This window comes from bacterium (assembly GCA_030704665.1).
GTDB lineage: Bacteria > Patescibacteriota > Microgenomatia > Woykebacterales > RBG-16-39-9b > JAUYID01.
Genome location: JAUYID010000009.1, coordinates 507,147 through 526,548, shown reverse-complemented (window position 1 = coordinate 526,548; position 19,402 = coordinate 507,147). Strand labels below are relative to the sequence as shown.

Sequence of the window (19,402 nt, the reverse complement as noted above, 5' to 3'; positions counted from 1 at the left end):
ATGGAAGTAAAGCTGGTTGAAAGCAGACAAGACTGGAAAAATTTTCTACTTTACCAAGACCCCAATAGCTTTCTGCAGAGCTGGGATTGGGGGGATTTTAATCAAGCCCTGGGCAAAGAAGTTTTTCGTTTGGGAATTTACTCTCAGAAGGAGTTGGTTGGAATTTGTTTGTTGATTAAAGAAAAACTCCGCTTTGCGACTGCCCTCTATTCACCCCGCGGCCCGGTCATAGATTGGCAAAAAAAAGAAGTTTTCAAAGCTTTTGTTAAAAAAGCTTCAGAATTGGGGCGTGAAGAAAAAGTTGATTTTGTCAAATTGGAACCAAATCTTTTGGCAGGAAAAGAAAACGAAAAATTGTTTCGTACCTTTGGTTTTAAGCGCGCTATCAACTTCATTCAAGCTGAAACAGTTTGGGTTCTAGATCTGGACAAAACAGAAGAAGAAATGCTTTACAGCATGCGCAAAACGACACGCTATTTGATTCGAGATGAGGAAAAAAAAGGAGTCAAAGTGGAAGCCAGCCGAAATCCGGGGGAAGTCGAAGAATTTGCTCGTTTGCTCAACCAAACTTCTTTTCGCAAGGGTTTTTCAAACCATTCCAAGGATTACTACCAGAAACAGTTTGAAATACTAGCCAAAGATGACCAAATGCTTGTTTTCAAATCAGTCAAGTCTGGACATGTTCAGGCAATGTCCATCGTGGCTTACTACGGAGAAGCGGCTTACTATCTTCATGGCGCCTCCCGACCGGGAGAGGGCTCGGTTGGTTACTTGTTGCAGTGGGAGGCGATAAAAGAAGCTAAGCGTCGAGGAATGAAGTACTACAATTTTTGGGGAGTAGCGGCTGAGAATGAGTTTAAACCGAGGCACCCTTGGTACGGTTTTACTTTGTTTAAGACTGGCTTTGGTGGGCGTCGAGTTGAATACCTCCGTGCACAAGATTTGCCCTTAACCCCTCGTTACACGCTGCAGCGAAGGGCCGATCACATCCTGAGTTTGATTAAAAAATTTCGTGGTCGCTAATCTTTGCTTACGTCTGCTAAAATACTCCTACGTGCGCGAGTAGTTCAGCGGTAGGCTAGTCTAAAGACTGGTCCTGCCGCTTCCTACTCACGCAAACTTTGTCTGCGCGAGTAGTTCAGCGGTAGAATGCTTCCTTGCCAAGGAAGAGGTCGCCAGTTCGAATCTGGTCTCGCGCTCCAGTTTTGGCTTAATCCCTCTCCTTTCTAGATTAGGCCTGTTGTTGACTCTGTTTTAACAAGGTAAAAAAAGTGTCTCGGGCTAGCTTTCGATGCGCCTTGTAAAAACGCTTTCCCTCACGCTCAATTTTTGCTTCTGCAGCATCGCCAATCAAACCCTTCTCGAAACGTTCCATTAAGGTTATTACTTCGTCCCCATGATGCAGATGGACAATTTCATGGACGAAGGTCACGACTTGGACTCGCCTTTTGTCGCTGCCCCGGACAAGGATTCGGACTTTACTGAAATCCTTTGTGTCGGGAAATCCAAAAGTAAGACCCATTACTGTCTTATCTAGTGAGCGGGTTTCAAGCACACTTACCCGGGTAGCAACTAGATGCTCGAATTCTTCCGTTCGCATCATGATCACCTCCATATTCTACCTCGCGCGTAAATTATACAACAAAAAAAGTGATCTACTTCCTTATAGATAAGTGGCCTTGACACTCCTTTAGCACCCAACTAGTATTATTGACGATGTCCAAGGCAGGCATAGTTTTTATCACTATAGTGTGGGCGATTGCCGGAATTGTGGCTGCCTACCTACTTGTTCAGTTTTTTTCTCTGAGGATAGAGCCAACCTTTTCAAATTTACTTGGAGCTGCCAATTTGCCCAAATCCTCAATTGATGCCTATCAAGCTGAAGGAGCAAGCAATGTCGTCGTTGCTTCGGAGCTCAAAATTGATGATGCCCGACCTTACATCGTCGACAATTTTCTCAGGAAACACAACTCGCCAATGTATGGATCAGGTAAAGATTTTGTTTTTACCGCTGACAAATACGGCATCGACTGGAAACTACTACCGGCGATTGCCTTTCAGGAGTCAAACCTAGGAAAAAAGATACCGCAAGGCTCCTACAACGCCTTTGGTTGGGCAGTTTACACTGGAAAAAACTCTGGAGTAGGTTTTGAGAGCTGGAGTCATGCCATTGAAATTGTCGCTAAAGGAATCAAAGAAAAGTATATTAGCCACGGTTTGACCACACCTGAGGCGATCATGACACGTTACACACCCAATTCCAACGGTTCTTGGGCCTTTGCGGTGCGCTTTGCCATGGCGGAAATGGTTCAATAGTTGGCAAGCAAGCTTGACTTTTCCGCTTCTTTTTGTTAAACTAGACTCACTTCCAAACAATCGTGCGGAAGTTTTTTTGTGTTTTGTTTTCTAGGTTATCCCTAGTTAAAGAAACACATTCTGTGCTCTGGCCCCGAACTTTGTTTCGGGGATTATGACGAGCTTTATTTTCCGGACCGCTGCCATGGTGATAGCCTCTGTCTCTATGCTTATCGCCAGTCCCACAATTTTAAATCCGACTGCAGGGCGAGAAACTACAACTTCGCCCGCCTACAAACCCCTTGGTCAAAATAAAAATGAAGTGGCTGTCTCTATCGTGGCTAAGAAAGACGATCGCGCCGAAAAACTCAAAAAATTCTTACTTTCCAAGGCTTCCCCCATGGCTAAAGACGCGAAAGCTTTGGTTGCCATTGCGGATAAATACAAACTAGATTGGACCTTTTTGCCGGCTATTGCTGGGCTGGAATCTCAATACGGAAAATTTATTCCGGCCGGATCCTACAACCCTTACGGTTGGAACAACGGTAGAATGGGCTTCAAAAACTGGGTTGACGCTTCAAAACAGGTGGCGCAGGGTATTCGCAGTCGCTATCAGACAAACGGAGCCGTAACTGCCTACGGTATTGGCTCACGCTACGCGGAGAGTGCGACTTGGGCAGTGCGAGTTGTCTACAACCAAAAACTCATCCTTGGCTATTAAAACTGGATCCAAGAGCTGCTAGAATAGGCTAAGTATGGATCTCAAACTAGCTGGTTCAATTCTTGCCGCCAAGGCACTTCACAGCTTTCTACGCACCATTGGTAGCGGAGCCACTGCCGCTCCCGGCCTCGCTGCTCTGAAACTGGAGCCGCAAGCGCTGCGCAAACTAGCTAAAAATTACTCTGACATTATCCTTATTTCCGGCACCAACGGTAAAACTACCACTTCAAGATTGATCAGCTCCATTCTCGACGAAGCTAAAATCAAACATATTGACAACCGTGAGGGGTCAAACTTGGCCCGTGGCCTTGCTACCAGTTTGGCCAGAGAAGAAAGCTTCTGGGGCCGTAGAGAGGCTAGTACGGCTGTTTTTGAGGTCGACGAGGCTGCTCTGCCCCTCGTAGTTTCGGAGCTTCACCCCCGCGTCATCGTTTTGGGAAATCTTTTTCGGGATCAACTTGACCGCTATGGCGAGGTCAACACGATCCGTTCTCTTTGGATCAAAGCAGTCAAAAACCTTGATTCTTCAACAACTTTGGTTTTAAACGCTGACGATCCAGCGCTAGCAAGTCTTTCACAAACCAAAGCGAAAGTGCTTTTCTATGGAGTTGAAGATCAAAATATTGATTTGGGCAAAGCCCCACACGCCTCTGACTATTTAAATTGTACTAATTGCGGTGGCGAGCTTACCTACGAAAGAATTTATTTGTCCCACCTTGGAGTTTACTCTTGCAAAAACTGCGGTTTCAAAAGGCCCAAGCTGGATTTGAAAATCTCTTCAATCAAACTCGACGGTCTTGCAGGCTCAGCTTTTGAGCTTGAGAGTGAAGGTTTTAGGGAAACTCTGCACTCTCCCTTGCCTGGGCTCTACAATCTTTACAATGTTTTGGCCGCAGCAGCCTGTGCGCGAGCCTTGAATTTAGATTTAGCTTTAGTCAAAAAAACTTTGAAGCAGTTCCAAGCTGCCTTTGGCAGGACCGAAAAAATCTCTGTTGAAGGCAAAAAAATCTTTGTTTCTCTCGTAAAAAACCCGACCGGCTTCAACGAAGTACTGCGCACTGTTTTCGAGACCACAGAGAAAAAAATTGCCTTGGTGGCAATCAACGATCTTATCGCTGACGGGCGAGATGTTTCCTGGCTTTGGGATGTTGATTTTGAGTCTCTCAAAGGCAAATTGCAAAAGTTAGTTGTCAGTGGTCTCCGAGCTTCTGATATGGAACTGCGTGCCAAGTACGCTGAGCTTGAAAACTGCTTGCGAATTGATTCTCTTGAAACTGCCCTAGCGAAAACCCTGAGTCTGGCAGAAAGCGGGCAAACAATTTTTCTTTTTCCTACCTACACCTCGATGTTAAAGATCAAAGCTTATTTGGCAAAGAAAGGCTATTCTCCCAATTTTTGGGAGGAATAAATTTATGGAACTTACGATCGGCTGGCTTTATCCAAAACAAATGAGTACTTACGGGGATAGAGGCAATATCCTGACTTTGGTAAAAAGGTCCCAGTGGCGCAAGATCAAAACTAAAGTCAAGGAAATTAATCTTGGGGATGACCTAGAGCCAAATCAAGTTGATCTTTATTTCTTTGGGGGCGGCCAGGACCAAGCTCAAATTGAGGTTTCCAAAGACCTAAAAAAGAGCAAGGAAGGGTTTCTACGCTCTGATCTGGAGAAGAGGAAAGTCTTTTTTTCCATTTGTGGTGGTTATCAACTTCTGAGTAAATTTTATCGAACCGCTGATGGAGTTGAGCTTGAAGGGCTAGGATTTTTGGACGCCTTTACCTTGGCCGGGGAGAAGCGAATGATTGGCAACATCGCAGTTGAAGTGAACCCAAAACTTTTGCACGGCACTCTGGTTGGCTTTGAAAACCACTCCGGGAAAACTTATTTGGAAAAGGGCACCGAGCCTCTAGGAAAGGTTCTAATTGGCTCGGGAAACAACGGGGAAGATCGCCTCGAAGGAGCCTGGAAAAATAATACTTTTGGCTGCTACTTGCACGGTCCAGTTTTGCCCAAAAATCCTCGTTTTGCCGATCTTTTGCTTGAACGGGCCCTGCAAGGACGTTATGGTTCGGTTGAACTTGCTCCTTTAGACGACTCTGTTGAAACTTCTACCCACGACTCTGCCTTTCAAAGAACAAAACAAGTTTCGAAACTTTAACTTTGTTGGTATAATCAGCTTCGTCATCACGCAATAAGAAGGTTGGAAAAGTGGCTAAAAAAATGACAATCGGGCGGGTGTGGCGGAATGGCAGACGCGCAAGGTTTAGGACCTTGTGACCCAAAAGGTCGTGGGGGTTCAAGTCCCTTCACCCGCACCAGAAATTTATGAAAAACAGAAGCAAATCAAGCTTTGCACCGTTCATTCTGATTTTTCTGGGAGCAATCTTTTTGCTCAACAATTTTGGCGTCCTGCCCTGGTCGCTTTGGTTTTCACTTTGGCGTTTTTGGCCAGTTCTTTTGATTCTCATTGGAGTTGAGATTTTTATCGGTAGGCAAGTTTCCTTTCGGACTTTAATTATTCTTTTTGCCTTGATTTTTCTCCTCCCCCTGGCTCTCTTTTTGAACCCTTTTGGAGGTAACCCTTTGGCAAAGAGCAAACTCACACTTAATCAAAACCTGGCGACTACAGTGCGAGCCAAAATCACAATCGATTTGCCGGCAGTCAATCTAAAAATCGCGTCTTTGGCGACTGATTCGGCCAAACTGGCCGGCGGACAGCTAACCTACAGTTCAACTGCATCTGCGCCCACGGTTGCGAGAAACGAAGACCAAAACACTACTTATCTCAATATCAACCAAGGTAGCAGCAATTCGATTCCTTTTCTTGGCTCAATTCGCAACGAAGCCAAAATAGACCTTTCACCTTTGGTCCCCCTAGAAATTTTGGTCAAGGCGGCAGCAAGCAATTTGGATCTAAATTTGGAAGACTTGCTCGCCAAAAAAATTGACATCCAAACCGCTGCTGTCAATTTAAGAATTAAATATTCTTCTAGGTCGAGTAAAACAATGATTAGGACCGGTGCTTCAAGCCTGAATTTTGAAATTCCAAAAGATAGTGCGACCAAAATTCTTATCAAGGGTGGACCAAAAAATATTTCTTTGCCAAAAGACTACTTTCAAAAGCAGGGTAGCAGCTATGTAAGTAGCAATTTTCAAAACGCTAAGGAGAAAATTGAAATAGACATTGAGGTTGGAGCAGGAACTATTTCTGTAAGAACTTACTAACTTAAATCCCAATCGACTTGACAGGCTGGCCCCTGCTTGCTATAGTTTATTTGAAATGAACAGGTATATGTGCCCAATTACCACCGCCTGTAGAGCCCTTTTTGTAAAGGGTTTTACGACTTCGGGGGTATAAAGGACTAAATCCTTTGAAAGTAAACCCCCGGTCAGGGGGTTTTTTTGTGGTCCAAATCCGTTTCTCCCAAGTATCCGGATTTCAAGTCTAAAGCTTGAGAGGACCAGCACTAATCAACAAGTAGACGAAAGCGGAGAGTCAGGAAAGGAGGTTAGCGAAAAGAGTTAGGCTATTTTAGCCAAAGGCCGAGTAGTTCAACGGTAGAACAGGCGACTCCAAATCGCTATGTTGCAGGTTCGAATCCTGTCTCGGTCGCCAGTAGTCTAGTAGCTCAGATTGGCAGAGCGCCAGATTGAGGATCTGGAGGCCAGAGGTTCGACTCCTCTCTAGACTGCCAAAACTGAATCACGACAGTGTCTGAGGTAAGTAAGTTTCAAGGGGCCGAATGGTCCAACCACTACTGTGCCAAGACTCTGTCCGGGGAAGCACCGGCTAGCGATCAGCAAGGAGGCAGACGTGGATCAAACAAGCGTAACAACGCAGAAGAGGGAAGTGGCGAGGGGCGAGCGGACGCCGACCTACATCTGTGGTCCAGAGCTGAAGTACCCCTTGTCACGGCGTGATCCTGCTGAGGCTGCCCTCGAGCTTCGTGGCGACTACGAGGATGACGCTTTCAACTCAAGCCGTCAGGCATTGAAGGAGTAGAGCTGATGAGTGAGGTAGCAACGCAGACTTCTTCAAACCTCACTCGTGAGGAGATTAAGGAGGAACTCGGTCGTTTCAAGCAAACGATCAGGCTGCTCTGGGAGCGCTATGTCAGCATGAAGGCCTCCCATCCCGAATGTGAGAAGCTCATCGAGGAGGTCTTCGGAGAACTCCGCGACGAGCTGATGGGTGATCACACCATCGAAGGGGGGCTCTGATGGACTTCGGTGAAGGTACTGGTAGCAAGCTCATTGCCCAGGTGATTAACCTCGCCGATATCAAGGAGAAGCTAAAGGACCCGAAGCTCTCTACGCAGCGCCGTGCCGGACTTGAAAAAGCACGTAGGGGGCAAGAAAGAGCGCTGCAGCGAACTCAACTCACCCAGTAGATAAGGGCCGAACCACGGAAGACAGCTAGAGATAGACTTTGGGGCTCGAGATATATTTCGGCTAAACTCGAGCCCCTAGACCTCTCAATTTACACCTCTTCACTTATTTGTTAGAATACCCCCACTTACGGTTATCAACTGCAGCACAAACGGTAACCGTCTGAAAGAGTTTCTATGGATTTAGTACCGATGGTTATAAAAAGAGACCCGGCCGGTGAGCGGGCTTATGATATTTACAGCCGACTCTTGGAAGAGAGGATTATTTTTATGTCTGGGCCGATCACTGATGAGTCAGCTGACATTATCATTGCCCAGCTTTTGTATCTCGAAAACGATAATTCCGAGAAGGACATTTCAATTTATATAAATTCCCCAGGAGGCTATGTCCACTCAACTTTGGCAATTTATGACACCATGAAATTTGTCCGTCCGGATATTCAAACTGTTTGTGTTGGTATGGCTGCCTCCGGGGCAGCCGTGGTCATGGCAGGCGGAACGAAAGGAAAGCGCTATGCGCTACCAAACTCACGAATTATGATCCACCAGCCTCTGACGGAAATTTCAGGCCAAGCAACCGATATTAAAATTCACGCTGAAGAAATTTTGAAAATGAAGAAGAAACTCAACAATATACTTGCTTCTGAAACAGGACAAAGCTTTGAAAAAGTGGAGTTTGATACTGAAAGAGACTTTTTCATGGGGGCCGCAGAAGCCAAAAAATACGGAATTGTCGACCAAATAATTGATTCCAAGAAATCCTTTAAGTCTTTAAAAGCTGATCCAGAGAAAGATCTAGTCGGAATTAAACCTTAGGGACGATTAGCTCAGTTGGTTAGAGCGTCGCATTGACATTGCGGAGGTCACTGGTTCGAGCCCAGTATCGTCCACCAGAAACAAATGGAAAAGAATTTGATCAAAATCGAAGCTGAAAAAGACATCGTCAAAATCCAGTACTCTCCATTTCAAATGGCGTTCAATAGTTTCCTTTCCGGACTGGCCTGGGGAGTTGGTAGTGTCCTCGGGGCAACCGTAATCGTCACCCTCATCGTTTTCTTTGTTAGTAAGCTCGATACTGCTCCAATTATCGGCGGTTACATTTCCAATATAATTGACTCTATTTCCTCTACCCCCTTTAAATAAATGAAAAATTATAGCCAGCTAGAAAAGATGCGTCATTCCACTGCTCACCTCTTGGCTGCAGCCGTGCTCGAGCTTTGGCCAGACACCAAGCTTGGTATTGGGCCGGTAATTGAAGACGGTTTTTACTATGATTTTGACTTTGAAAAGGCTATTACAGAGTCTGATTTGGAAAAGATAGAAAAGAAAATGCTAGACATTAAAAAAAGAAATTTAAATTTCACTCGCGCTGAAAAAACTGTCACTGAAGCTATTAAATTTAACGAAAAAATTTCCCAACCTTATAAAGTCGAACTGACCAAGGAGCTCAAAGACAAGGGTGAGAAGAAAGTTTCTTTTTATGAGACGGGAAACTTCATTGATCTCTGCGAGGGTCCCCACCTAGAAAACAGCAAACAAATAGGGAGTTTTAAACTCACCTCACTCGCCGGCGCCTATTGGCGTGGTAATGAAAAAAATAAACAATTAACACGGGTCTACGGCACCGTCTGGACAGATGATAAAGAACTGAAAGCTTACTTGACTCGGCTCCAGGAGGCCAAAAAACGAGACCATCGGCTCCTTGGCAAGGAGCTCGGCCTGTTTGTTAATTCCGATCTGGTTGGCAAGGGTTTGCCAATGCTGACGGGCAAGGGGGCAACTCTGCGTCGCGTTCTCGAACGCTTCATTGTAGATGAAGAAATAAAAAGAGGCTACGAACACGTGCTGACTCCACCTTTGGCTAAAGTTGAACTCTACAAAACTAGCGGCCACTACCCCTACTACAAAGAAACGATGTACCCAGTCATGAAAGTGGATGAAGAGGAGTTGATTTTGCGACCGATGACCTGTCCACATCATTTCATGCTCTATAAAGCAGGGCTGCGTAGCTACCGTGACTTGCCTTTGCGCTTAGCCGAAATCTCTCCCCAATTTCGCTACGAAAAGAGCGGGGAACTTTCGGGTTTGATGAGAGTCAGAACTTTTACCCTTTCCGATGCCCATATTTTTGTTGCTCCCGAGGGGGCTAAGAATGAGATTAAAAAGGTTTTGGACTTAATCGATTTTGTGAACTCTACTTTAGGTTTGGAGAAAGGCAAAGACTACCGCTACCGCCTTTCCTTGGGAGATAGAGGGGAGGAGAGCAAATATTTCAAGGACGATGTAGCCTGGGAAAAAGCGGAAAAAACACTGCGCGAAGTTTTACAAGAAACGAAAGCACCTTTTTTTGAAGCTGAAAACGAGGCTGCTTTTTATGGGCCGAAGATCGATGTCCAGATAAAGAATGTCTTAGGTAAAGAAGAAACTGCCTTCACTGTCCAGTACGATTTTGTTATGCCTAGACGTTTCAATCTCGAGTATATTGACGAAAAAGGGAAAGCCCAGCAACCGATTGTCATTCACCGCTCTTCAGTTGGGGCTTTAGAAAGAACCATGGCTTTTCTGATTGAGCACTACGGTGGAGACTTTCCTCTTTGGCTTGCTCCAATCCAAGTTGAGCTAATTCCAATTGCCGAAAGGCATCTTGAGTACGCGGAAAAAGTAAAAGGGCATCTCCAAGACTCTAGCCTGCGAGTCGAGGTCAACTCTAAGAACGAAACCATGCAAGCAAAAATCCGAGAAGCAGAGCTACAAAAAATCCCTTATCTTTTTGTCTTGGGAGACCGGGAGCAGGCTCAACAAACTGTTTCAGTTCGCAGCAAAGGCTCCAAAGAACTTAAAGTTTTAACAATTTCTGAAGCCGCCACCCAACTGCAAAAAGAAGTTTCGGAACGAAAATAAAATGGACGAAGCCGAGCGGTTTTTGGAAGTACTTAAAAGTGGTGGTCTTGTCATTTTTCCGACCGAAACAGTTTTGGGTCTTGGCTGTCGTCTCGGTTCACCCGAAGGTATTAGACGGCTTTATACGATAAAAAGGCGAGCTCTAAACAAACCCACTTCAATTGTTGTGAAAGATTTGCATCAAGCTCAAGAATACGCGCAGTTCGATCAAAGCTCAGAGGCTCTGGCCAAGAAATTTTGGCCTGGACCGCTTACTCTGGTACTCCGAGCCAAGAAAAACAGCACTAAACCCATTCAGGGTCTCAGCCAAACAGTCGGTCTGAGAGTCCCTTCTCACGGACTTTTGCTCAACGTTTTACAAAGGCTAAACGAACCAATTCTAGCCCCTTCAGCCAACTTAGCCGGGGAGAGCGCCCCGGTGAGGGTAGCTCAGGTTGACAGTAAACTTGTAGGCATGGTAGACTACGTCGTTAATGAAAATGCTTGGGGTGAGAAACCTTCAACTGTGTTAGATTTGTCAAACCCAAAACCGAGTCTTCTTCGGCAGGGTAGCATCAGTTTAGACCAAATTAATCTAGTTCTAAAGGAGAAGGGCCTTGGGTAGGTATTACCGCTTGAATAACAATATTCAAGCCAAAGAGGTGCGCCTTCTTGACTCTGCTGGCAAGCAGTTGGGAGTGGTCGGTATCGAAGAGGCACGTCGTCAGGCACAGGAACAGGGTCTTGATTTGGTCGAGGTCGCCGCCAGCGCTAAACCACCTGTCGTCAAGATCATTGATTTTAAAAAATTTAAATACGAGGAAGCCAAGAGAGAACGCCAGGCAAGGAAACACACCCACGAGACAGACACTAAGGAAGTTTGGCTCGGTCCTCTGATCAGCACTCACGACCTGGAAACAAGACTAAAGCGCGCTAAAGAGTTTTTGGCCGCCGGAGACAGAGTGAAGTTGAATGTTCGTTTCTCTGGTCGAGAAATGGCTCACCCAGAGTTTGGACACGAAGTTTTGAAAAAATCAGAAGAAAGTTTAGTCGATTTTGGGATTAAAGACGGCACACCGAAGTTTTTTGGCAGAAATTTGGTTTTGTCATTTAACCCGATAAAGAAGCATTAAATCATGAAAAACAAAGTAGGCAAAGAATGCAATCTTTGCTGAAAATATAGGTATAAATGATGGCAAACAAAGTTAAAACAAAAAAAGGTGCGAAGAAACGCTTCAATCTCACTGCAACCGGAAAAGTGATGCGCAGGCACGGTTATTCTTCCCATCTTAAAGATTCGAAAAACAGTGCCAGACTACGCCGTCAAGGTGAGCCTGCTGAAGTAACTGGCAAAGACAAAATCAGCATAACCAGACTTTTGGGAAAATAAATCATCATGGCTAGAGTAAAAAGAGGAGTAACACGAAAATTAAGTCACAAGAAGGTCCTCAAATCGACCAAAGGTTATCGTGGGGCAAAAAATAGACTTTTTAGAGTTGCCAAGGAAGCTTCGATGCACGCTGGAGCGTACGCCTACGCCGGAAGAAGACTGAGAAGACGCGATTTTCGTACTAGTTGGATTAGCACTATTAGCGCTGCCTTGACTGAAACACAAACCAACTACTCGAACTTTTTAAAAGCTCTTAAAGAGGCCAAAGTGGAGCTTGACCGAAAAACTTTGGCTAATATTGCTGCCAACGATCCGAGTACTTTCAAAAAAGTGGTCGAAAAAGTTTTAGGCAAATAACTTCAAACCCTATAGCATAGTTATTTTTTAGCCCCATAGTCTTGACAAAAAGACCTATTTATGCTATACTCTGTTCACAATTTGATTTTGGCCTTTTGGTGGGAAGCTTATGTAGGGCAGGCGTAAGCTTCCCATCAAGGGGCCATTTTCTTTTCTTGACACTTTTTTCTTCTCAAGGTAGAATCGCTTTCAACAACTTAAAAAACCAAAGACAATGAAAGAGAAGTGGTGTTCTATTTCTTGTTTCCTGAGAGTCCCGCTTAGACGAGGAAGGGGATAAACAAGAAGACGCTGTTCACTCCCGAGTCGCGAAGTTGACAAGGCTTCGACGGAAGGTCCCGTCAAAGACCCAAAGTAAATCGTCCGTCCTTTTTAGGCGGAGCAGAGTACTAAGTGTCCCCACCAATTGAGGTGAGGGGAAATCGGGTGGTAGAAGCGAGGAGTCCTCGTCCCGATGGATTGAGGGCTTTTTTTGTGGTTTAGAAAACGATTGTGATATTCTAAAATATGATGTCTCTGGACAAAATAAAAAAGGAATTTTTCGCAGAACTTGAGCTTGCCAATTCGGTTGAAGAAATCGAGAAGCTACGAGTTAAATTTCTTGGTCGCAAGCAAGGCTTGCTTACTGACCTTTTCAAAGAAATTCCCAAACTTTCTCTGGCGGAAAAAAGAAAATTAGTTCCTGATCTTAACAAGTTAAAAAAAGAAGTAGAAGAGGCTCTTTTACAAAAGGAGTCTTCACCCGCAGCAAAGGTTCAAAAAAACAAAACTTCCCCTATCTCAACTTTTGACCCTAGTCTGCCGGGAGAAAAGCCAAAAACAGGGCATTCTCATCCCGCTTTGTTGGTAATTGAGGAAATTAAGGAAATTTTTAAATACTTGGGTTTCTCTTGGGTTGACGGACCAGAGGTAGAAACTGACGAGTACAATTTTCAAAAACTGCGTCTCCACCCCGACCATCCGGCTCGGGACACACAACAAACCTACTACGTTGGAAAAAACCTTTTGCGAACTCACACTTCATCAATGCAAGCCCGCTATTTAGAAAGGCACAAGCCACCGGTTCGGGTCCTCTTTCCCGGGCGGGTTTACCGTCGGGAAGCAATTGATGCAACTCACTTACCAGGTTTTTTGCAATTAGAAGGTCTACTAGTTGACCAAAATGCCAAAATGACTGATTTAATTGGGGTGTTGGATTTTTTTGCTCGCCGACTTTTTGGTGAAGAAACCAAAATTCGCGTTTACGGCCATCACTTTCCCTACACCGAGCCTTCGATTGAGGTTGAGGTTCTTTACAAAGGAAACAAATGGCTGGAGATATTAGGAGCAGGCATGGTTCATCCCGAAGTCATCAAAAATACCGGCCATGATCCCAAGAAATACCGTGGCTGGGCCTTTGGAATGGGTCCGGAACGCATTGCCATGCTCAAATACGGAATCGAGGACATTCGTTTGTTTTATAGTAGTGATTTGCGCTTTTTAAAGCAATTTTGATTTTTATTCTATGTTGGCTCCACTTTCTTGGCTTAAGGAATATACAAAAATCACAACTTCTCCGGAAAAACTTGCCGAGAAGCTTCTTCTTTCTGGTACTAAGGTTGAGGAGATTCAAAAGGCAAACGGGGAAACTGTTTTCAATCTGGAAATAACTTCCAATCGCCCTGACACCCTCTCAATTTACGGTGTTGCACGAGAGATTGCAGTCGTAACCAAGCAGGACTTGCTAGCCCTAGAAACAGAATTCTTGCTACCTCCCAAAAAACTTGGTGCTGCGCCCAGCTTAAAAATTTTGGACAAAAAACTCTGTCCTTACTATACTTATGGGCTGATCGAAAACATCTCCATTGGGCCTTCTCCAACCTGGCTTGCAGAAAGACTGAAACTAGTCGGAATACGCCCACTCAACAATGTCGTTGATGTGACCAACTACGTCATGCACGAAACTGGCCAGCCCATGCACGCTTTTGATTTCGATAAAGTTGAAGGAGAGATTTTTCTGCGAGCTGCCAAAGAAGGGGAAAGCGTCAAAACTCTAGATGGAATCGAAAGGAAACTAAAGGCAGGCTCAATAATCATTGAGGATTCGAAAAAGCTGATTGATTTGGCTGGCATCATGGGTGGTGAAAACTCTGAAATTGATGAAGGGACGAAGCGGGTTTTTCTGCACGTTCCAATTTATGATCCTGTTGCAATCCGCCGTACCAGTCAAAACCTAGGTCTGCGCACTGAAGCTTCCAATCGTTTTGAAAAAAAACTTGATCCAGCAGGGCACCTAAGAGCTTTTGAGAGAGCGGTCAAGCTCTTAAACGAAACCACAGGCGCAACTTTGGCAAGCGAGCCGAAAAGCCTTGTCCCTGAGAAGGAAACAAAAATCAGCTTTAATTTACTTGAGGTAGAAAAGAACTTGGGAATTGAGATTAAAACGACTGCTATAGTCAATATTCTCTCTTCACTGGGTTTTCAAGTCAGTGAAGACCCTTTCAAAGAGGAGACTTTAAATGTAATTGTTCCGAGCTGGCGCACTGATATTGAGCAAAGTATTGATTTGGTCGAAGAGATAGGCCGAATTTGGGGTTACAATTTCTTTCCCAAAGCTCTACCTAGAGGAGAGCCTCCAACACACCCCGACGCTTTCGAATTCGACTGGGAAGGCTGTTTAGTAGAAAGGTTTAAGGCCTCTGGATACAACCAAACTATGACCTACACACTTTTAAGCCCTTCTAAGCTCAAGCAAGCAAAATTTGACCTCTCGGAAGTCTTAAAGGTAGATAATCCCATGAGTGAGGACTTTGAATATCTGCGTCCGAGTCTATTGCCGGAGCTGTTCGCTGCGGTCGAGAAAAACCAGCGCAGTGAAAAGGAAATTTCTTTTTTTGAGATTGGGCGCGTTTTTGCTTCTGGAGAGGCTTTGCCAAACCAACCTAAGATCTTAAGTTTCGTCACCACCAATTCTTTTCTAAAAGCAAAAGGCGCCCTAAAAGATCTCCTCAACAACGCGGGTCAGTCCACCGAGAGGTTGACCAAGGACGGCATTTTTAGTTCCAAAGTAAGCTTCGAAATCGGCAAGATGCTTGTGTCTGAGGTGGGCTCGGTCAATGCAGACATTTTGAAAAACTTTGAAATCGGCTCACCCCTGATTGGAGGCACCGTTTACCTGGAAAATTTGGCACGACTGCCGTTCTCCTATCATTATGAAGCTTTGGAAAAATTCCCGCCGATCATTGAGGACCTTTCAATGTTTATTAGCAAGGAGGTACCGGCAGGAGAAGTTCTTAAAGTAATCCGTAGCAACAACCTAATCAAAGAAGTAGAAGTTTTTGATATTTTTGAAGAAAAAGAAAGAAAATCTGTTGCAGTTCGGATCACTTACCAAGCCAAAGATAGAACCCTAACTGATCAGGAGGTAAGTAAAGTAAGAAAGCAACTCAGTAGAAAACTGGAAAAATCTCTTCAGGCCAAAATCCGGACTTCTTAGGGTCCAATGTCAACATCGATCAAATCTTCCCCAGTTGTGCCATCGCTAGCAAAGGCAACAATTTTTACCGTGTGATTACCATTGCTAACCCCACTGTAATGAAAGCTGTACGGGTCCGATGAGTATGAGGCAATAGGACTCGGATCATCGTCCAAATAGGCCCTAACATCGATAATTGTTGTCCCCGCGGGAGTTGTAACAGTCGCAGTCACGTCAAAACTTCCCAGCAAAAAGTTACTCCCGTCGGCAGGCGAAGTAATTTCCACTGTCGGTCTCTCGGAACCGTCAACTGAAGTATCAACCTTTGTTGGGGGGCAAGGAGAGCATTTTTTATAGCCTGGCTTGAAAAGCTTGGTGTAGGGGTCATAGAGGACAGTGTAAAGTTTATTCTGAGCCTGACCGGCCGCCTCACAGGCAGGGGAAGCAAGGAGTCCAGAAGGTTTACAAATCCGGATCTTGAGGTGCATATCGTCTTCCTGAGTTGGCACTTGCCACTTGGTAAAGACCTCGCTGCGGGTTTGAGTTGTGTAAGGTCCTGGTTTCATCCCTGAGAGGGCATCGACTTTGGCGGTCACTACCCCAGCAGGACGAGTGAAGGTTTCCGTCGTGTTTCTTTTCAAGGGGTTGCTGTCAAGAACTTTGGCCATAATATCGTGCCACATTGGAGAAGCCCCGGTGATACCTGAGGCAAGACGGGGATTAAGTGGTGAGTTGTCGTTGTTGCCGACCCAGGTCCCCACGGTATAGGAAGTAGTGGTACCAAAGGCCCAGTTGTCGACTTTGTTGTCTGAAGTTCCGGTTTTAACAGCAATGTTTGGTTTGAAGTTCAAAAAGTTGGCGTAACTTCCAAAAGCACTAAATTTGGCTGTTTTGTCAGAAAGAATGTGGTCTACCAAGTAGGCATGTTCCGGGGCTACAACCTGCCGACCCTCATGGTTTTTGTACTCTTCCAAGACGTTACCTTCGGAATCGGCAACTTTCAAAATCACCGTTGGAGAGACACTTTTACCAAGGTTACCCAAAATTGAGTAGGCGTTGGTCAGCTCATAAAGGCGGACTGCCCCTCCTCCCAAAGTCAACGAAAGTCCATACTGGGAGGGGTTGTTCAAAGTGGTAATACCAAAATCCTGCAGGGTTTTGACAAAGTCTTCGACACCGTTTACCCCCAACATCTTGACAGCTGGAATGTTGTAAGAGCTTCCTAAAGCATTACGCACCGAAATTGGCCCTCGGAAACGTCCGTCGTAGTTGACAGGAGTGTACCCTCCACCAAAGTTTGTTCTTTCATCAATAAACATGGTCGCAGGAGTAAAACCTTTTTCAAAGCCAGTTAGATAGTTGAAAGGTTTCAAAGCAGAACCTGGCTGGCGCAAGCCTTGGGTTGCAACATCATAATTTCCTTGAATATCTTTGGCGAAATAGTCTTTGGAACCAACTAGAGCCAGTACCTGTCCGGTCTTGGTTTCCTGAACCACGGCGGCTCCGTTGCCAACGAATAGATTTTTTTGAGCCTTGACGGTATCCCTAACTACTTTTTGAGCCATATTTTGGGTTTTAAGATCCAAAGTCGTGGTGACTTGCAAACCCCCTTCAAGAACTCTTTGTTCACCGTATTTTTCCTCCAGTAGTTTTTTGACGAAGAGAGAGAAGTGGGGTGCCTTGATACCTTGACCAAATTTGGCGAACTTTACTTTTGGTAACTCTTCAATTGCCTTCTTTTCTTGGTCAGCATCGATATAATTGTCTTCACGCATTCGACGCAGGACCTCTTTGGAACGGTTGATGTAAGCCTTTGGATCTGGTCCAAAAGGGGAGTAGGCACTGGGTAGTTGTGGTAAGCCGGCCAAAATAGCTGATTCAGTTAGATTGAGCTCAGAGGCATGCTTGCCAAAATATTGGTCTGAGGCGGCCTCCACACCCCAAGCGGTCCCTCCATAGGGAATTTCATTCAAATAGAGTTGCAAAATCTCATCTTTACTGTAGCGTCTCTCGATCTGAGTAGCAAGAATAAACTCTTTAATTTTTCTTGTCACCGTTCTCTCGTCGGAAAGAAGGGCTTTTTTAACAAGCTGTTGGGTGATCGTCGAGCCTCCTGTCAACTTGTGATCGACAATTATTTCTTTGAAAGAACGCAGGTACCCCGCAACGTCAAAGCCGCGGTGCTTGTAGAAATTTTTATCTTCTATAGCAATTGTGGCGTCTTTCAACGTTTTGGGAATTTTATCGAGGGTAACCAAAGTTCGATTTTGTTCTCCGTAAACATCGTAGAGTAGTACGTGGTGGCGATCAAAAATCTTGGTTGACTGGTCAACAGTGCGGTCAGTAAGTTTGCCCGGGGAGGGGAGATCACGAGCAAAAAACCCGAAGGCAATGACCGCGCCCAGAATTGAGACAATAAAAAAAAGAAACAAGGCCGTGACCAAAGCACCCAATATTTTTACTTTACGACGTGAGGCCCGTCGACGCGAAAGAAGGCGAGATGAGCCACGAGGCGGCGGAGGCAACAAGGAATAACTCATAAGACTTGTATTTTAACATAATTTTAAAGTAAGATGGTATTCCAAGCAAGTTCAAGAACCGATGAAAGACCTAACTTCACTTCTAAAAGACAACGTTGACTCGATCTACCCCTCCCCACAAGCTTTGGAAAATCAACTTAAGTCAGCTAAGAAACTTCGAGTTTACCTAGGAGTTGATCCCTCAAGCCCAGAAATTCATTTGGGACACACTATTCTTTTGGAAAAACTTCGCCTTTTCCAAGACCTAGGTCACGAGGTGATCCTGCTAGTCGGGGATTTCACTGGCATGATCGGCGACCCAACCGGAAAAGACAAGACTAGAATTCCCCTCACCCGCAATCAAGTCTTGGAAAACTCCAAAACTTACCAGAAACAGGCAAGTAAAATCCTCTCCTTTTCTGGAAGAAAGGCAGCTAAAATTAAATACAACAGTGCCTGGCTTGATAAAGTCAACTTTAAAGATTTAATTGAGCTTGCTTCGCAACTCACTGTCCAACAGATGCTTGAGAGGGACATGTTTCAGGCTCGTTTAGAACAAAACCGCCCAATCAGCCTCCATGAGTTTTTTTATCCCCTGATGCAGGGTTACGATTCAGTGGCGATGAAAGTAGACCTTGAGATTGGGGGTACTGATCAAACTTTTAATATGCTAGTTGGCCGCCAACTTGTCAAAACCTATTTAAAAAAGGAGAAATTTGTTTTGACGACCCACCTTCTTCCGGGGCTAGACGGAAAAAAGATGAGCAAGTCAGCCGGAAATATCGTCCCCGTCGATTCTGGGGCAAACGATATCTTTGGCAAAATCATGTCCTTGCGTGATGACCTCATTGTCGAGTATTTAAACAGGCTCACCAACGAAAGCGAAAAGCAAATTCAAAAAGTGGCTGCCCAACTGAATTTGAAAGCTGTCAACCCTATGGATCTAAAACTTAAACTAGCGGCTACTCTGACGGAAAAATATTATGGAAAAAGACAAGCACTGGAGGCACAAAACGAGTTTGACCGAGTCTTCCGCCAAAAACAGGCTCCTAGTACCACTCCGGAAACCACCTTGGATCTCCCAGGAGGACCGCTGAGCGTTCTAGAGCTCATCAAACTAACCAAATTGGCTCCCTCAAACTCAGCTGCACTGCGCTTGATCGAACAAGGTGGAGTGGAGATCGACAACAAGCCTCATCGTCTGCCTTTGGAGAATTTGCAAATCAAGGGGCACCAAACTTTTCTAAAGGTGGGAAAAAGAGGTTTTTTGCTCGTTCGCTGGAGGAAAATAAAGTGAAGTTAATTCGAAAACACCAAAAAACCATTTGGGCGGCAATTGCTATCTTAGTTATTTTTAGTTTGATGGTTCTGCCCCTTCTAGAATCTCTTTACTACGGCTC

General features: G+C 45.0%; 20 protein-coding genes and 5 tRNA genes. 23 read left to right on the top strand and 2 right to left on the bottom strand.

Annotation, left to right across the window (positions count from 1 at the left end):
- Together Q8P13_03080 and Q8P13_03075 are read left to right on the top strand one after the other, a co-directional pair.
- A complete protein-coding gene (locus tag Q8P13_03080; protein ID MDP2671421.1) occupies positions 1-1,023 on the top strand; it encodes a peptidoglycan bridge formation glycyltransferase FemA/FemB family protein in 1,023 nt (340 codons plus the stop codon).
- Positions 1,024-1,127: 104 nt separating this feature from the next.
- A tRNA-Gly gene (locus Q8P13_03075) sits at positions 1,128-1,202 on the top strand.
- A 29-nt stretch (positions 1,203-1,231) separates the two neighbouring features.
- Here the strand turns inward: Q8P13_03075 and Q8P13_03070 are convergent.
- A complete protein-coding gene (locus Q8P13_03070; protein ID MDP2671420.1) occupies positions 1,232-1,603 on the bottom strand; it encodes a hypothetical protein in 372 nt (123 codons plus the stop codon).
- A 113-nt stretch (positions 1,604-1,716) separates the two neighbouring features.
- Here Q8P13_03070 and Q8P13_03065 point away from each other — a divergent pair, with 113 nt between their 5' ends.
- The 20 genes from Q8P13_03065 to pheT all read left to right on the top strand — a co-directional run bounded on the left by Q8P13_03065 (position 1,717) and on the right by pheT (position 15,504).
- Positions 1,717-2,316, top strand: coding sequence for a hypothetical protein (locus Q8P13_03065; protein MDP2671419.1), 600 nt, complete (start codon positions 1,717-1,719; stop codon positions 2,314-2,316).
- A 154-nt stretch (positions 2,317-2,470) separates the two neighbouring features.
- Entirely contained in the window at positions 2,471-3,016 is a 546-nt protein-coding gene (locus tag Q8P13_03060) for a hypothetical protein (protein ID MDP2671418.1), read from the top strand.
- 34 nt (positions 3,017-3,050) lie between these two features.
- Positions 3,051-4,424 carry a MurT ligase domain-containing protein gene (locus Q8P13_03055; protein MDP2671417.1) on the top strand — a complete coding sequence of 458 codons (1,374 nt, stop codon included), beginning with the start codon at positions 3,051-3,053 and terminating at the stop codon, positions 4,422-4,424.
- Positions 4,425-4,428: 4 nt separating this feature from the next.
- Positions 4,429-5,172 carry a glutamine amidotransferase gene (locus tag Q8P13_03050; protein ID MDP2671416.1) on the top strand — a complete coding sequence of 248 codons (744 nt, stop codon included), beginning with the start codon at positions 4,429-4,431 and terminating at the stop codon, positions 5,170-5,172.
- A gap of 73 nt (positions 5,173-5,245) precedes the next feature.
- Positions 5,246-5,332, top strand: a tRNA-Leu gene (locus Q8P13_03045).
- A 7-nt stretch (positions 5,333-5,339) separates the two neighbouring features.
- Positions 5,340-6,239 carry a DUF5668 domain-containing protein gene (locus Q8P13_03040; GenBank protein MDP2671415.1) on the top strand — a complete coding sequence of 300 codons (900 nt, stop codon included), beginning with the start codon at positions 5,340-5,342 and terminating at the stop codon, positions 6,237-6,239.
- A gap of 316 nt (positions 6,240-6,555) precedes the next feature.
- A tRNA-Trp gene (locus Q8P13_03035) sits at positions 6,556-6,630 on the top strand.
- A gap of 2 nt (positions 6,631-6,632) precedes the next feature.
- A tRNA-Leu gene (locus Q8P13_03030) sits at positions 6,633-6,709 on the top strand.
- A 313-nt stretch (positions 6,710-7,022) separates the two neighbouring features.
- Entirely contained in the window at positions 7,023-7,235 is a 213-nt protein-coding gene (locus Q8P13_03025) for a hypothetical protein (protein MDP2671414.1), read from the top strand.
- Complete coding sequence (locus Q8P13_03020) at positions 7,235-7,405, top strand: hypothetical protein (GenBank protein MDP2671413.1); 171 nt, start codon at positions 7,235-7,237, stop codon at positions 7,403-7,405. Before Q8P13_03025 ends, Q8P13_03020 begins: the two co-directional genes overlap by 1 nt.
- Positions 7,406-7,579: 174 nt before the next feature.
- On the top strand, positions 7,580-8,218 hold the full coding sequence (locus Q8P13_03015; GenBank protein MDP2671412.1) for an ATP-dependent Clp protease proteolytic subunit: 639 nt from the start codon (positions 7,580-7,582) through the stop codon (positions 8,216-8,218).
- Positions 8,219-8,295: transfer RNA gene (locus Q8P13_03010), tRNA-Val, on the top strand.
- Between the two features lie 7 nt (positions 8,296-8,302).
- Entirely contained in the window at positions 8,303-8,545 is a 243-nt protein-coding gene (locus tag Q8P13_03005; GenBank protein MDP2671411.1) for a DUF5665 domain-containing protein, read from the top strand.
- Entirely contained in the window at positions 8,546-10,303 is a 1,758-nt protein-coding gene (gene thrS, locus Q8P13_03000) for a threonine--tRNA ligase (protein MDP2671410.1), read from the top strand. It begins immediately after the preceding gene.
- 1 nt (position 10,304) lies between these two features.
- Positions 10,305-10,907 carry an L-threonylcarbamoyladenylate synthase gene (locus Q8P13_02995; protein ID MDP2671409.1) on the top strand — a complete coding sequence of 201 codons (603 nt, stop codon included), beginning with the start codon at positions 10,305-10,307 and terminating at the stop codon, positions 10,905-10,907.
- Positions 10,900-11,415 (top strand): translation initiation factor IF-3, encoded by a 516-nt coding sequence (gene infC, locus Q8P13_02990; protein ID MDP2671408.1) that lies wholly within the window; start codon positions 10,900-10,902, stop codon positions 11,413-11,415. The genes Q8P13_02995 and infC overlap by 8 nt, the downstream gene beginning before the upstream one ends.
- 56 nt (positions 11,416-11,471) lie before the next feature.
- Entirely contained in the window at positions 11,472-11,672 is a 201-nt protein-coding gene (gene rpmI / locus Q8P13_02985; GenBank protein ID MDP2671407.1) for a 50S ribosomal protein L35, read from the top strand.
- A gap of 6 nt (positions 11,673-11,678) precedes the next feature.
- Positions 11,679-12,029: a 50S ribosomal protein L20 gene (gene rplT, locus Q8P13_02980; protein MDP2671406.1), complete on the top strand. Its 351-nt coding sequence runs from the start codon at positions 11,679-11,681 to the stop codon at positions 12,027-12,029.
- A 510-nt stretch (positions 12,030-12,539) separates the two neighbouring features.
- On the top strand, positions 12,540-13,523 hold the full coding sequence (locus Q8P13_02975; GenBank protein ID MDP2671405.1) for a phenylalanine--tRNA ligase subunit alpha: 984 nt from the start codon (positions 12,540-12,542) through the stop codon (positions 13,521-13,523).
- A gap of 10 nt (positions 13,524-13,533) precedes the next feature.
- Positions 13,534-15,504, top strand: coding sequence for a phenylalanine--tRNA ligase subunit beta (gene pheT, locus Q8P13_02970; GenBank protein MDP2671404.1), 1,971 nt, complete (start codon positions 13,534-13,536; stop codon positions 15,502-15,504).
- On the opposite strand, the gene Q8P13_02965 is transcribed toward pheT, so the two are convergent.
- Positions 15,501-18,023, bottom strand: a complete 2,523-nt coding sequence (locus Q8P13_02965; protein ID MDP2671403.1) for a PBP1A family penicillin-binding protein — start codon at positions 18,021-18,023, stop codon at positions 15,501-15,503. The two genes, pheT and Q8P13_02965, sit on opposite strands and share 4 nt — an antisense overlap.
- Positions 18,024-18,084: 61 nt before the next feature.
- Between Q8P13_02965 and tyrS the strand changes: the two genes are divergently transcribed.
- Positions 18,085-19,299, top strand: coding sequence for a tyrosine--tRNA ligase (gene tyrS, locus Q8P13_02960; GenBank protein MDP2671402.1), 1,215 nt, complete (start codon positions 18,085-18,087; stop codon positions 19,297-19,299).
- The last annotated feature ends 103 nt before the right edge of the window (positions 19,300-19,402 follow it).